At 60.9% G+C, this 13251-nt stretch carries 14 protein-coding genes; 7 read left to right on the top strand and 7 right to left on the bottom strand.

Features of this window, described 5'->3' with window-relative positions:
- Positions 1–55 precede the first annotated feature (55 nt).
- Positions 56–1057 carry a flagellar protein MotY gene (locus tag IB266_RS10745; protein ID WP_192261171.1) on the bottom strand — a complete coding sequence of 334 codons (1002 nt, stop codon included), beginning with the start codon at positions 1055–1057 and terminating at the stop codon, positions 56–58.
- A 192-nt stretch (positions 1058–1249) separates the two neighbouring features.
- Here IB266_RS10745 and pyrC point away from each other — a divergent pair, with 192 nt between their 5' ends.
- Positions 1250–2296, top strand: coding sequence for a dihydroorotase (gene pyrC / locus IB266_RS10740; RefSeq protein WP_192261170.1), 1047 nt, complete (start codon positions 1250–1252; stop codon positions 2294–2296).
- Positions 2293–2970, top strand: a complete 678-nt coding sequence (rnt, locus tag IB266_RS10735) for a ribonuclease T (protein WP_003204947.1) — start codon at positions 2293–2295, stop codon at positions 2968–2970. Before pyrC ends, rnt begins: the two co-directional genes overlap by 4 nt.
- 195 nt (positions 2971–3165) lie before the next feature.
- Here the strand turns inward: rnt and IB266_RS10730 are convergent, their stop codons facing one another.
- Positions 3166–3768 carry a peroxiredoxin gene (locus IB266_RS10730; RefSeq protein WP_003204949.1) on the bottom strand — a complete coding sequence of 201 codons (603 nt, stop codon included), beginning with the start codon at positions 3766–3768 and terminating at the stop codon, positions 3166–3168.
- 316 nt (positions 3769–4084) lie between these two features.
- Between IB266_RS10730 and IB266_RS10725 the strand changes: the two genes are divergently transcribed.
- On the top strand, positions 4085–4303 hold the full coding sequence (locus IB266_RS10725; RefSeq protein ID WP_003178704.1) for a bacterioferritin-associated ferredoxin: 219 nt from the start codon (positions 4085–4087) through the stop codon (positions 4301–4303).
- Between the two features lie 198 nt (positions 4304–4501).
- Positions 4502–4975: a bacterioferritin gene (gene bfr / locus IB266_RS10720; RefSeq protein WP_003178701.1), complete on the top strand. Its 474-nt coding sequence runs from the start codon at positions 4502–4504 to the stop codon at positions 4973–4975.
- A gap of 230 nt (positions 4976–5205) precedes the next feature.
- Here bfr and grxD read toward each other — a convergent pair whose 3' ends face one another.
- The 3 genes from grxD to IB266_RS10705 all read right to left on the bottom strand — a co-directional run bounded on the left by grxD (position 5206) and on the right by IB266_RS10705 (position 8164).
- Positions 5206–5547 (bottom strand): Grx4 family monothiol glutaredoxin, encoded by a 342-nt coding sequence (gene grxD / locus IB266_RS10715; protein ID WP_060740939.1) that lies wholly within the window; start codon positions 5545–5547, stop codon positions 5206–5208.
- 89 nt (positions 5548–5636) lie between these two features.
- Positions 5637–7745: a molybdopterin oxidoreductase family protein gene (locus IB266_RS10710; protein ID WP_192261169.1), complete on the bottom strand. Its 2109-nt coding sequence runs from the start codon at positions 7743–7745 to the stop codon at positions 5637–5639.
- Positions 7746–7876: 131 nt separating this feature from the next.
- Complete coding sequence (locus IB266_RS10705) at positions 7877–8164, bottom strand: hypothetical protein (protein WP_060740937.1); 288 nt, start codon at positions 8162–8164, stop codon at positions 7877–7879.
- A 404-nt stretch (positions 8165–8568) separates the two neighbouring features.
- On the opposite strand from IB266_RS10705, the gene argF reads away from it, so the two are divergent.
- Together argF and IB266_RS10695 are read left to right on the top strand one after the other, a co-directional pair.
- Positions 8569–9489, top strand: coding sequence for an ornithine carbamoyltransferase (argF, locus tag IB266_RS10700; RefSeq protein WP_060740936.1), 921 nt, complete (start codon positions 8569–8571; stop codon positions 9487–9489).
- Positions 9486–10595: an ABC transporter ATP-binding protein gene (locus IB266_RS10695; RefSeq protein WP_192261168.1), complete on the top strand. Its 1110-nt coding sequence runs from the start codon at positions 9486–9488 to the stop codon at positions 10593–10595. The genes argF and IB266_RS10695 overlap by 4 nt, the downstream gene beginning before the upstream one ends.
- An 81-nt stretch (positions 10596–10676) precedes the next feature.
- On the opposite strand, the gene IB266_RS10690 is transcribed toward IB266_RS10695, so the two are convergent.
- Together IB266_RS10690 and ybaK are read right to left on the bottom strand one after the other, a co-directional pair.
- The gene (locus IB266_RS10690) at positions 10677–11468 is read right to left on the bottom strand and encodes a PhzF family phenazine biosynthesis protein (protein ID WP_192261167.1); all 792 of its coding nucleotides are present in this window, start codon (positions 11466–11468) and stop codon (positions 10677–10679) included.
- Between the two features lie 117 nt (positions 11469–11585).
- Positions 11586–12056, bottom strand: a complete 471-nt coding sequence (gene ybaK, locus IB266_RS10685; protein ID WP_092201538.1) for a Cys-tRNA(Pro) deacylase — start codon at positions 12054–12056, stop codon at positions 11586–11588.
- 323 nt (positions 12057–12379) lie between these two features.
- On the opposite strand from ybaK, the gene IB266_RS10680 reads away from it, so the two are divergent.
- Positions 12380–13231 (top strand): MIP/aquaporin family protein, encoded by an 852-nt coding sequence (locus IB266_RS10680; protein ID WP_060740932.1) that lies wholly within the window; start codon positions 12380–12382, stop codon positions 13229–13231.
- The last annotated feature ends 20 nt before the right edge of the window (positions 13232–13251 follow it).

Below are 13251 nucleotides of genomic sequence, written 5' to 3'. Positions count from 1 at the left end.
AGCTTATGACGACGAAGCGACAGATTATGTCGAACGCGCGACGGTCAAAATCGAATCAGGAGGTCCGCGCGGTCGCCCCGACGGGCGTGGGTGCCGGTGTCTTGGCCGGTGCAGCGGTGGGCGCAGCGGTTGGCGCCGGCGCTTTGGCAGGAGGCGCAGCAGGTGCAGGCAGCGCGGCGGGAGGCTGGGGTGCCGGTGCTTCGCTAGCCGCCACGCGCTCGAGGCGCACGACCACCCGACGGTTCTTCGCCCGGTTGGCGGCGTTGGTGTTGGGCACCAGGGGATAACGCTCGCCGTGGAAGCGCAGGGTAATCTGCGACTCCTGGAAACCATTGGCCTTGAAGAAATCCTGGACCGCCAGGGCCCGGCGGCGCGACAGCTCGCGGTTGGTCAGGCGATTGCCGCTGTTGTCGGAGTGACCGTCAAGCTCGACATGATTGACGCTCGGATCGGCCTTGATGAAGTCGAGCATCACCTGCAACTGAGCCTTGGCATGGGCATCGAGTTCGACTTCTTCGCCGGGGAAGCCGATCTGGGTCTGTTTCACCTGCTCGAAATTCTTCGGCAACAGTTTCGCCACGCAGCCCTGGTAGTCATTGAAGGCCTTGTTGAACCGCACCGGCAGCAAGCGCACTTCCGAAACCCGCCCGTCCTCGGTGTTGCGGCGCACGACGGGGCTGCGACCTTCCATCAGCCCACTGATCAAGCGGCCGGCCTGGACCTGGGAGCTGTTGAACAGCACGTCGCCACTGCCGATCCTGACCGAACCGAGGTTGATATCGCCGCGCCCCGGTTGCCACGGTGCGGCGGCTGCCAGCAAGGTGGCCGAACCGCCGCCCAGCATCGGGTTATAGCTCTTGAGGCGGAACGTGGCCTGTTCGCCCGCCCGGCGCACGAACTCGCCAGTGCCGAAATCGGTGATCGGCTGGCTCAGCCGGCACTCGAACTTGTCGCCTTCGACCGTCCACTCAATGCTCTCCAGACGGGTCTGGAAAGTGAGCGCCATGGCGGGAAGGCTGGCAAACACACTGAGCAAGGCTAGATAACGCTGGCGCACGGGAGGCTCCACTGACTTTTATACAAAGATCGACGCATGCTTGAGGGCATGACGCCTGTCCGGGGCACTGCACGGATTCGTGGCACACCTGTAGGAGCTATCGGTAAGTTGTGGCAGAACTTGATAGCGGGTGCCTGAATCGGTCTTTTCCGGTAGCATTCCCCAGAGTTTGACCCGCCTGGAAGCCCCCCAATGTCCGACCGCCTGACCCTGCTGCGTCCCGACGACTGGCATATTCATCTTCGCGATGGTGCTGTGTTGACCCATACCGTCGCCGATGTCGCGCGCACCTTCGGGCGCGCAATCATCATGCCTAACCTGGTTCCGCCCGTGCGCGACGCCGCCGAGGCCGATGGCTATCGCCAGCGTATCCTCGCCGCGCGCCCGGCTGGCAGCCGCTTCGAACCGCTGATGGTGCTTTACCTCACCGACCGCACCCAGCCCGAAGAGATTCGCGACGCCAAGGCCAGCGGTTTTGTCCATGCCGCCAAGCTGTATCCCGCCGGCGCGACGACCAACTCCGATTCCGGTGTCACCAGCATCGACAAGATCTTCCCGGCGCTGGAGGCCATGGCCGAAGTCGGCATGCCGTTGTTGATCCATGGTGAGGTTACCCGGGGCGACGTCGATGTGTTCGACCGCGAGAAAATCTTCATCGACGAACACATGCGCCGCGTCGTGGAGCGTTTCCCGACCCTCAAGGTAGTGTTCGAACACATCACCACCGGCGATGCCGTGCAGTTCGTCAACGAGGCCCCGGCCAACGTCGGCGCGACCATTACCGCCCACCACCTGCTGTACAACCGCAACCACATGCTGGTGGGCGGGATCCGGCCGCACTTCTATTGCCTGCCGATCCTCAAGCGCAATACCCACCAGGAAGCCTTGCTGGACGCCGCTACCAGCGGCAGCGCCAAGTTTTTCCTCGGCACCGACTCGGCGCCCCACGCCCGTCACGCCAAGGAAGCAGCCTGCGGTTGCGCCGGTTGCTACACCGCCTATGCCGCCATCGAGATGTACGCCGAGGCGTTCGAACAGCGCAATGCGCTGGAAAAACTCGAAGGCTTCGCCAGCCTGCATGGCCCGCGCTTCTATGGCCTGCCGGTGAACACCGACCGTATTACCCTGGTCCGTGACGAATGGACCGCCCCTGTCAGCCTGCCCTTCGGCGAGCAGACTGTCATCCCGCTGCGCGCCGGTGAAAAACTGCGCTGGCGCCTGCTGGAGGAAAACGCGTGAGTGAAGATCATTTCGACGACGAACTGGACGGCAACGGTGGTTCGGGCGGCGCCCGTCACCCCATGGCCGCGCGGTTCCGTGGTTATCTGCCGGTCGTCGTCGATGTAGAAACCGGTGGTTTCAATTCCGCCACCGACGCCTTGCTGGAAATCGCCGCGACCACCATCGGCATGGACGAAAAAGGCTTTGTGTTCCCTGACCACACCTATTTCTTCCGTGTCGAACCGTTCGAGGGCGCCAACGTCGAAGCGGCGGCTTTGGAGTTCACCGGGATCAAGCTCGATCACCCGTTGCGCATGGCGGTCAGCGAAGAAACGGCCCTGACCGACATCTTCCGTGGTGTGCGCAAGGCGCTCAAGGCCAACGGTTGCAAGCGCGCGATCCTGGTCGGCCACAACAGCAGCTTCGACCTGGGCTTTCTCAACGCCGCCGTCGCGCGCCTGGACATGAAGCGCAACCCGTTCCACCCGTTCTCCAGCTTCGACACCGCGACCCTGGCTGGCCTGGCGTATGGCCAGACCGTCCTGGCCAAGGCGTGCCAGGCAGCCGACATCGATTTCGATGGCCGTGAGGCGCACTCGGCCCGCTACGACACCGAGAAGACCGCCGAGCTGTTCTGCGGCATCGTCAACCGGTGGAAAGAGATGGGCGGCTGGCAGGATTTCGACGACTAAAGAGCAGCGCCACTCTGTGGGAGCAAAGCTTGCTCGCGACACAGGCGCCTCGGTTTTTGGAAGACCGCATCGCTGCCATCGCGGGCAAGCCTTGCTCCCACAGATAAATCCCCTCGCCACAGGACTGTGTTCTGCTTTGGAACACCCATAAAAAAACCGGCCCATCGAGGCCGGTTTTTTTATGCCTGGAGGCGCTTACAGCTTGTCGCTGTGCTCGCCCAGGTAAGCGGCAACGCCTTCAGGCGATGCGGTCATGCCCTTGTCGCCTTTTTTCCAGTTGGCCGGGCAGACTTCGCCGTGCTCTTCGTGGAATTGCAGCGCGTCGACCAGACGGATCAACTCTTCCATGTTACGGCCCAGCGGCAGGTCGTTGATGATCTGCGAACGGACAACGCCCTTGTCGTCGATCAGGAAGGCACCACGGAAGGCCACGCCGCCTTCGGACTCAACGTCGTAGGCCTTGGCGATTTCGTGCTTCATGTCGGCAGCCATGGTGTATTTCACCTGACCGATACCGCCATTGTTGATCGGGGTGTTGCGCCAGGCGTTGTGAGTGAAGTGCGAGTCGATCGAAACAGCGACCACTTCAACGTTACGGGCCTTGAAGTCGTCCATGCGGTGATCCAGTGCGATCAGCTCGGATGGGCAGACGAAGGTGAAGTCCAGCGGATAGAAGAACACCAGGCCGTATTTGCCTTTGATGGCCGAGGACAGGGTGAAGCTGTCGACGATTTCGCCGTTGCCAAGCACGGCTGGCACGGTGAAGTCAGGGGCTTGTTTGCCTACGAGTACGCTCATTGGATATCTCCTGATGTAATTAGCGTGAAAACAAAGTCCGGGCCAGCCTGCCACCCTCAGGCGACAGCCCTGTGACACGAACCCGCTTGCAAGGGCCGACCATCATACACCGCGCATTTGGACTGTCTTCAACGGTTTTTCGGTGGTATCGAAAAATCGCCGCCCCGCTGCGTGCCGCCTTCGTTGCCCAAGGAAAAAACCGTTCGTCAGCCTGGCATCGCTTTGGCGCAAGACCTTGAGAAACCACTTTGACAATCATTCTCGTTAACATTAAGATCCGTCTCAATTGAGTCACAACCAGCGACGGTTCTCACTTATGTATGTATGCCTCTGCACTGGCGTCACCGACGGACAAATCCGCGAAGCGATCTATGAAGGTTGCTGCAGCTATCGCGAAGTCCGCCAGGCCACCGGCGTAGCCAGCCAATGCGGCAAATGTGCCTGCCTCGCCAAGGAAGTGGTGCGTGAAACCCTCGCCAAGGTGCAAACGGCACAGGCCTCGATCCCCTACCCGGTAGAATTTACTGCCGCGTAAAGACAGCTTTTCAAGGAACCGGACTCGATGTCCGGTTTTTTTATGCCTGTAAATCAAATGCTTAGCGTCCAGACGCGGAACACAAACATTCTTATTCCGATTAATTTTCATTTATTATTCAATAACTTAGGTTTGACACTGATAAATACGCGGCTCAAACTCTGCCCTATACACAGCTATTACAGGGCAGGCCTCATCATGAAAGGCGACATTACAGTCATCCAGCATCTCAACAAGATCCTTGCCAATGAGCTGGTCGCGATCAACCAATACTTCCTGCATGCGCGCATGTACGAGGATTGGGGCCTGAACAAGCTGGGCAAGCACGAGTACCACGAGTCCATCGACGAGATGAAGCACGCGGACAAGCTGATCAAGCGCATCCTGTTCCTCGAAGGCCTGCCGAACGTCCAGGACCTGGGCAAGCTGCACATCGGCGAACACACCCGGGAAATGCTCGAGTGCGACCTGCGCATCGAGCGCACCGGCCACGCCGACCTGAAGGCCGCCATCGCCCATTGCGAAAGCGTTGGCGACTTCGGTAGCCGTGAACTGCTGGAAGACATCCTCGAATCCGAGGAAGAGCACATCGACTGGCTGGAAACCCAACTGGGCCTGATCGACAAAGTCGGTCTGGAGAACTACCTGCAATCGCAGATGGGCGAAGAGTAACCTTCCCCGGCAGACAGCCACTAAAAAGCCCCGCCCTCTTTCGAGAGGCGGGGCTTTTTATTGCCTGGATCTCCCAGGCCCTACTCAAAACCACTGTGGGAGCGAGCTTGCTCGCGATGGCGGTGGATCAGATATAAAAATGCTGACTGACACACCGCTATCGCGAGCAAGCTCGCTCCCACAAGGTTTCCCGTTCACCACAACCGGCGTGGTGAACAGGCTTCCATGGATCAGGCTTCGGTCTTGTTCGCGGACGCTTTTTCTACCGCTGCCTTGATCGTGGCCTGCAAAGAACCGTCGGCGGCCATCTCGGTCATGATGTCGCTACCACCGACCAGCTCACCGCCCACCCACAATTGCGGGAAGGTTGGCCAGTTGGCGTACTTGGGCAGGTTGGCGCGGATTTCCGGGTTTTGCAGGATGTCCACGTAGGCAAACTTCTCGCCACACGCCATCACAGCCTGAGCAGCCTTGGCCGAGAAACCGCACTGTGGCGCGTTCGGCGAGCCTTTCATGTAAAGCAGGATGGTGTTGTTGGCAATCTGGTCTTTAATCGTTTCGATGATATCCACGGAGCACCTCGGCTTAAACTTTGCGACGTCAGTTGTCGACACGGTGGCGCATTGTAACGGAAAGCAGAACGTGCTGCTCAGAGACAATTTTACGCAGCCGCCACCTTCACCGGTACACCGTTGAGCGCCGCGTTGCCGGACAACTCATCGAGCTGGCAATCATCGGTCAGGTCATTGGCGCTGGATCCCGGCTGCCCACTGGCAATGGTCATCTGCACGCCCGGCCGGGCATGGCCCCAGCCGTGGGGCAGGCTGACCACGCCTTTCATCATGTCCAGGCTGCCCAGTACCTCGACTTCGATGACCCCCACCCGCGAGCTGACCGTCACGCGCTGCCCGTCGGCAAGGCCGCGGGAGGCGAGGTCATCCGGGTGCATCAGCAATTGATGACGCGGCTTGCCCTTCACCAGTCGATGGAAGTTATGCATCCAGGAGTTGTTGCTGCGCACATGACGGCGGCCAATCATCAGCAACTCATCCGGTTCAGGCGCCTGCAACGCGGCAAAGCGCGCAAGGTCGGCGAGAATCACCGCCGGCGCGGCCTGCACCCGTTGGTTTTCGGTTTTCAAGCGTGGGGCCAGGTTGGGCTTGAGTGCGCCGAGGTCGATGCCATGGGGATGGTCGAACAAGGTCGCCAGAGACAGTTTGTGCGGCGAGGCATCGCCATACGCTCCGCTGCGCAGGCCAAGATCGATCATCTGCGCCGGCGGCATGGTCGGCTTGAGCTCTTTGCCGGTGTGGGCAGCGAAGGCCTTGGCCAGGCCGACAAAGATCTCCCAGTCGTGCAGCGCCCCCTCGGGCTTGGGCAGGATCGCCCGGTTGAAGCGGGTCACGTTGCGCACCGCGAACAGGTTGAAGGTGGTGTCGTAATGATCGTTTTCCAGGGCCGAGGTCGAGGGCAGGATCAGGTCGGCGTAACGGGTGGTTTCGTTGATGTACAGATCGACACTGACCATGAACTCCAGCCCATCCAGGGCCTGCTCCAACTGCCGCCCGTTGGGTGTAGACAGCACCGGGTTGCCGGCCACGGTGACCAGCGCCCGAATCTGGCCTTCGCCCTCGGTCAGCATCTCCTCGGCCAGGGCCGACACCGGCAGCTCCCCTGCGTACTCGGGACGCCCGGAGACCCGGCTCTGCCAACGATTGAAATGCCCGCCCGAAGTGGTCGCCACCAGGTCCACCGCCGGCTCGGTACACAGCGCACCGCCCACCCGATCCAGATTGCCGGTCACCAGGTTGATCACCTGGATCAGCCAGTGGCACAGCGTACCGAACGCCTGGGTCGACACCCCCATCCGCCCGTAGCACACCGCTGAAGGGGCCGCGGCGAAGTCCCGGGCCAATTGCCGGATCTGCGCTGCTGGCACCGCACAGAGCGGGCTCATCGCTTCAGCCGTGAAAGCAGCAACGGCCGCGCGCACCTCGTCCAGACCGTCCACCGGCAGGTGGCTGTCACGGGTCAGGCCCTCGCTGAATAGAGTATTGAGCAAGCCAAACAGCAGCGCGGCATCGCCCCCGGGACGCACGAAGACATGCTGGTCGGCAATGGCCGCCGTTTCGCTGCGGCGCGGATCGACCACCACCACTTTGCCGCCACGGGCCTGGATCGCCTTGAGGCGCTTCTCCACGTCCGGCACGGTCATGATGCTGCCGTTGGAGGCCAATGGGTTGCCGCCCAGGATCAGCATGAAGTCGGTGTGATCGATGTCCGGAATCGGCAGTAGCAAGCCGTGGCCGTACATCAGGTGGCTGGTCAGGTGATGGGGCAGTTGGTCCACCGAGGTTGCCGAGAAACGGCTGCGAGTCTTCAACAGGCCCAGGAAGTAGTTGCTATGGGTCATCAGCCCATAGTTATGCACGCTGGGGTTGCCCTGGTAGACCGCCACCGCGTTCTGGCCGTGGCGTGCCTGGATATCCGCCAGGCGCGCGGCCACCAACGCGAAAGCATCGTCCCAGGCGATGGGGTGCCATTCGTTGCCGATGCGCTGCATGGGTTGGCGCAGGCGGTCCGGATCGTTCTGGATATCCTGCAGGGCCACTGCCTTGGGGCAGATGTGACCGCGACTGAAGGTGTCCAGCGCATCGCCCTTGATCGAGGTGATGGCCAGGCCCTGGCCGTCGGTTTCGGTGGTTTCGAGGGTCAAGCCGCAGATGGCTTCACACAGATGGCACGCACGGTGGTGGAGAGTCTTGGTCATGGCCAGTCTCTGTTTTATTCGTGGCGGGCACTTTCGGCCGCGGGAACAAAACTATGGCCCGTGCTTCCCGGCAGCGCCAGCGACGTTCGTCCTGTGAATTGCCGGGCATCAGGCCCGCCGATGAAGTGCCATCAAGGGCCCTCGGGGGGCGGTGCCAGGAGTTGGATTTCCTCGACGGTTTCCACTTCCTCCTGGGCGATGGGCACACCGGTCAGTTCGCCAATCAATCGCCAATGCTCGTCGAGGCCGCTGCTGATCGTGGCCATGCGATCGATCATCCGGCGGCCGGCGGCCTTGGTCACTTCATCATCGCTGCGCAGCAATTCGAATGACATGGACGTCACCGATGCCGTCAGGTGGGTCAGCGAGCGTGCGGTCAGCCCCAGCAATTCCATCAATTGTCGCTCTTTCGAATCCATTTCGGGCTCCTGTGCCGCTGAGGCTCATTTATAACCCAGGCCTTTGCATTAGGAAATGTTTCACAACCACCAGCAGGCAGGCGCAAGAGTCGAAGGACACGGCATAAACCGCCACCATCCATGGCGCGCCCGGCCGCGCTTGATTGCCAAGCCGAGCAGCGCCAGTGTACAAATGGGCCGCTGCAGTCAGGAAACCGGCCTCAAATACGTCATCGCATTCGCGTGATGGCTTCGCTGAAATCCCCAAAAACCGTAGCCCTATTGGTAAGACGCGACATTTAATGTCAATATCGCGCCTTCCCCTATTTTCGTCGCCCCGTGCGGCTTTTGCCGCAGGTCTCGCCCGTTTTTTCATTAAACAAGGCTTTGAGCATCTGCGGTCAGTTACAAAAAGGTAGTCAATCATGAGCGCAAGGCACTTTCTCTCCCTGATGGATTTCACGCCCGATGAGTTGCTCGGCGTGATCCGTCGAGGCGTGGAGCTCAAGGACCTGCGTAATCGCGGCGTACTGTTCGAGCCCTTGAAAAACCGCGTGCTGGGGATGATCTTCGAGAAGTCATCGACCCGCACCCGCATCTCTTTCGAAGCCGGCATGATCCAACTGGGCGGCCAGGCGATTTTCCTGTCGCCCCGCGACACCCAACTGGGCCGTGGCGAACCCATCGGCGATTGCGCCATCGTCATGTCGAGCATGCTGGACGCGGTGATGATCCGTACCTTTGCCCACAGCACCCTGACCGAGTTCGCGGCCCATTCCCGCGTACCAGTGATCAACGGCCTGTCCGACGACCTGCACCCCTGCCAGTTGCTGGCCGACATGCAGACCTTCCTCGAGCACCGTGGCTCGATCCAGGGCAAGACCGTGGCCTGGATCGGCGATGGCAACAACATGTGCAACAGCTATATAGAAGCGGCGATGCAATTCGACTTCCAACTGCGCGTCGCCTGCCCCGAAGGTTTTGACCCCAATGCCGAGTTGCTGGCCAAGGCCGGGGACCGGGTGTCCATCGTCCGTGACCCGAAACTGGCCGTGGCCGGTGCGCACCTGGTGAGCACCGACGTCTGGACCTCCATGGGCCAGGAAGAAGAAACCGCCAGGCGCCTGGAGTTGTTCGCGCCACTGCAGGTCAACCGGGCCCTGCTCGACCTGGCGGATGCCGACGTGTTGTTCATGCACTGCCTGCCGGCCCACCGTGGCGAGGAGATCAGCATGGACCTGCTGGATGACCCGCGTTCGGTAGCCTGGGACCAGGCCGAGAATCGCCTGCATGCGCAAAAGGCCTTGCTCGAGTTCCTGGTCGAGCCGGCGTATCACCACGCATGAGCCACGCCCTGCTGCTGAACTTGCACAACCTGGCCTGCGGTTATCAGGACCAGCGGGTCGTGCGGAACCTCAACCTGCACCTCAATGCCGGTGATATCGGTTGCCTGCTCGGTTCGTCCGGGTGCGGCAAGACCACGACCTTACGTGCCATTGCCGGGTTCGAACCGGTGCACGAGGGTGAAATCCAGTTGGCCGGGGAAACCATCTCCCGCGCCGGCTTCACCCTCGCCCCGGAAAAACGCCGCATCGGCATGGTGTTCCAGGACTACGCCCTGTTCCCCCACCTGAGCGTCGCCCAGAACATTGCCTTTGGCATTCGCAAGCATCCGAACAAGGACCGCGTCGTCGAAGAATTGCTGGAACTGGTCAACCTGAAACACCTGGGCAGCCGTTTTCCCCATGAACTGTCCGGCGGACAACAGCAGCGCGTGGCCCTGGCCCGTGCGCTGGCGCCGGAACCGCAGCTGCTGTTGCTCGATGAACCGTTCTCCAACCTCGATGGCGAGCTGCGCCGCAAGCTCAGCCATGAAGTGCGGGACATTCTCAAGGCCCGCGGCACCAGCGCGATCCTGGTCACCCACGACCAGGAAGAAGCCTTCGCCGTGAGTGACCATGTCGGCGTATTCAGGGAAGGCCGCCTGGAACAGTGGGATACGCCCTACAACCTGTATCACGAACCACTGACGCCATTCGTCGCCAGTTTCGTTGGCCAGGGCTACTTCATTCGCGGCCAGCTCGACAGCCCGGAATCGGTACAGACCGAGCTGGGCCTGCTGCGCGGCAACCGGGCCTACACCTGGCCCATCGGCGGCGCGGTGGACGTGCTGCTGCGGCCAGACGATATCGTCTACGCCCCAGACAGCCCGCTTACTGCCAGAATCGTTGGCAAGACCTTCCTGGGTGCTTCAACCTTGTATCGCCTGCAATTACCCACAGGTGCGCAACTGGAATCGATCTTCCCCAGCCATGCCGACCATCAGGTCGGAGCAGCCGTCGGCATCCGCGTGGCGGCTGAACACCTGGTGCTGTTCCAGGCCTCAGGCAGCACCGCGGCACATATCCCACCGGTGGACAGCGGTGTGCGACGCTACAGCGCGGCCAGCTAATCATTGTGGGAGCGGACACATTCAGCATCGATGCAGGCGGAACCACCGCTATCGCGAGCAAGCTCGCTCCCACATTTGATGTCATTGGTTTGAGTGCAGCATCAACGTCCCACTGGCCACCAACGTCGCACTCCCGCCGATCTTCACCCGCTCCCCCTCCAACCGGCAAAACAATGCCCCGCCCCTGGCCGAACACTGATAAGCCGTCAGTCCGTGCTTGCCCAGACGCTTGGACCAATAGGGAATCAGGCTGCAATGGGTCGAGCCGGTCACCGGGTCTTCGTTGATGCCGATCGCCGGGGCAAAATAGCGCGAGACAAAATCATGCTTGCTCCCCGGCGCGGTGACGATAGCGCCGGGCCAGGGCAGTTTTGCCAGGGCCACCATGTCCGGCTTGCAATCGAGCACCGCTTGCTCCGACTCCAGCACCACGAACAACTCGTTGGAACTCAGCACATCCACCGCCTCGACGCCCAAGGCACTCTGCACGGCCAGGGACACGCCCAACTCGGCAGGCACGACGGCCGGAAAATCCAACCACAGCCGATCACCCTCGCGCGTCACGCTCAACGAACCGGACCGGCAGATGAAATCCAGGCGCTCGACGGTTTCGTGATAGACCTCGAACAGCACATAAGCACTGGCCAACGTAGCGTGGCCACACAGCGGGACTTCGGTGGTGGGGGTGAACCAGCGGATATGCCAATGCTGACCTTCACGCACCAGGAACGCGGTTTCAGCCAGGTTATGCTCGGCGGCGATCTTCTGCATCAGGTCGTCGGCAAGCCAGCCGTCGAGCCGATAGACCATCGCCGGGTTACCGCCGAACGGCCGGTCACTGAACGCATCGACCTGATGAAACGCAAGCTGCATGGCACTTCTCCTTATTTTTCTGATGCGCCAGCATGGGGTGTAGCGGCACGGCTTATCCAGTGACAGATCAGCAGAATTTTCACCCTACAGGCTGCGCGCAGCGGCCACCCTGCTCTATCAAGCTCGCCCGATATCAGCAAACACCGCCCCGGTGTGCTCCTTCAATACCGAAGGCGCCAACTCGACTTCCAACCCACGCCGCCCCGCACTGACGAACATGCTGGCGAGTGGCTGTGCGGAATTGTCGATAAACGTGCGCAAACGCTTCTTCTGCCCCAGCGGGCTGATACCGCCGAGCAAATAACCGGTCGAACGCTGCGCGGCGGCCGGGTCGGCCATCTCGACCTTCTTCACGCCGGCGGCGTGGGCCAGGCCTTTCAAATCCAGGCTCCCGGCCACGGGCACTACCGCCACCAACAGCTCACCTTTTTCGCTGGCCGCCAACAACGTCTTGAACACCTGCGCCGGATCCAGCCCGAGCTTTTCCGCCGCCTCCAAGCCATAGGACGCTGCCTTGGGATCGTGTTCATAACTGTGGATGCGATGTTCGGCGCGTACTTTCTTAAGCAGATCCAACGCGGGTGTCATGACTGCTCCTGATAAGGAAATCAAAAAAGAGTGAGCGGATTCTAAGCCATCGTCTGCGAAAAGGCTTTGCGGCTGCGCTGCCTGTATCGGTGACGCATCGCCAAGGGGAGAGTCATTCACAGCGCGAATAGTTGAAATGTGACCAGTGGTTCACTTTCGACCTTTGACACCAGCGTTTCTTGTCTATATTTTTTCGAAACTGAAAGCCACATTACATGTCTCAAGCAGCAACCCGAGTCCAGGATGGGGATCCTGCCTCGGTGGAAATCGCGCAATCGTGCTGTACCGAACGCGCTGCAAAACAACAAAAAACCGAGGTTTGAATGACAACTGCTTTACAACAGCCGTCCCTGTCCAGCCAATGCCTGGCGGAATTCCTGGGAACTGGCCTGCTGATTTTTTTCGGCACCGGCTGCGTCGCAGCGCTCAAGGTCGCGGGTGCGAGCTTCGGCTTGTGGGAAATCAGCCTCATCTGGGGCGTCGGCGTCAGCATGGCGATCTATCTGAGCGCAGGCATTTCCGGCGCCCACCTCAACCCCGCCGTCAGCATCGCCCTGTGCATGTTCACCGACTTCGAAAAGCGCAAGCTGCCTTTCTATATAGCGTCCCAAGTGACCGGTGCTTTCTGCGGCGCCCTTCTGGTCTACACGCTGTACAGCAATCTATTCTTCGATTTCGAACAGTCCCGGCACATGGTTCGCGGCACCGAAATGAGCCTCGAACTGGCTTCGGTGTTCTCCACCTACCCGCACGCGGCACTCTCCACTGGCCAAGCCTTCCTCGTGGAAGCGATCATCACCGCCATCCTGATGGGGGTGATCATGTCCTTGACCGATGACAACAACGGCTTGCCCCGTGGCCCACTGGCGCCCTTGCTGATCGGCCTGCTGATTGCCGTGATCGGCAGCTCCATGGGACCGCTGACAGGCTTTGCGATGAACCCGGCGCGGGACTTCGGTCCTAAACTGATGACTTTCTTCGCAGGCTGGGGTGAAATTTCCCTCACGGGTGGACGCGACATCCCGTACTTCCTGGTTCCGATTTTTGCACCGATCGTGGGTGCGTGCCTCGGTGCTGCGGCCTATCGCGGGTTGATTGCCCGTCACCTGCCCAGCGCTGTAACAGCTACAAAGGATGCAGAACCGGCCATTGACGGCAAGCCCAGAACATCCTGAAACAGTCGGCGCAGGCCCTG

This window comes from Pseudomonas sp. Pdm06 (assembly GCF_014851795.1).
GTDB classification, from domain to species: domain Bacteria; phylum Pseudomonadota; class Gammaproteobacteria; order Pseudomonadales; family Pseudomonadaceae; genus Aquipseudomonas; species Aquipseudomonas fluorescens_AA.
The sequence above is the reverse complement of the archived record's forward strand: the minus strand, read 5'-3'. Positions and strand labels throughout refer to the sequence as shown.

Bases quoted from the DNA above. Each gene is read 5' to 3' on its own strand.
- pyrC (WP_192261170.1), top strand. From the start codon at position 1,250: ATGTCCGACCGCCTGACCCTGCTGCGTCCCGACGACTGGCATATTCAT.
- IB266_RS10730 (WP_003204949.1), bottom strand. From the start codon at position 3,768: ATGAGCGTACTCGTAGGCAAACAAGCCCCTGACTTCACCGTGCCAGCC.
- IB266_RS10725 (WP_003178704.1), top strand. From the start codon at position 4,085: ATGTATGTATGCCTCTGCACTGGCGTCACCGACGGACAAATCCGCGAA.
- bfr (WP_003178701.1), top strand. From the start codon at position 4,502: ATGAAAGGCGACATTACAGTCATCCAGCATCTCAACAAGATCCTTGCC.
- IB266_RS10710 (WP_192261169.1), bottom strand. From the start codon at position 7,745: ATGACCAAGACTCTCCACCACCGTGCGTGCCATCTGTGTGAAGCCATC.
- IB266_RS10705 (WP_060740937.1), bottom strand. From the start codon at position 8,164: ATGGATTCGAAAGAGCGACAATTGATGGAATTGCTGGGGCTGACCGCA.
- argF (WP_060740936.1), top strand. From the start codon at position 8,569: ATGAGCGCAAGGCACTTTCTCTCCCTGATGGATTTCACGCCCGATGAG.
- IB266_RS10695 (WP_192261168.1), top strand. From the start codon at position 9,486: ATGAGCCACGCCCTGCTGCTGAACTTGCACAACCTGGCCTGCGGTTAT.
- IB266_RS10690 (WP_192261167.1), bottom strand. From the start codon at position 11,468: ATGCAGCTTGCGTTTCATCAGGTCGATGCGTTCAGTGACCGGCCGTTC.
- ybaK (WP_092201538.1), bottom strand. From the start codon at position 12,056: ATGACACCCGCGTTGGATCTGCTTAAGAAAGTACGCGCCGAACATCGC.
- IB266_RS10680 (WP_060740932.1), top strand. From the start codon at position 12,380: ATGACAACTGCTTTACAACAGCCGTCCCTGTCCAGCCAATGCCTGGCG.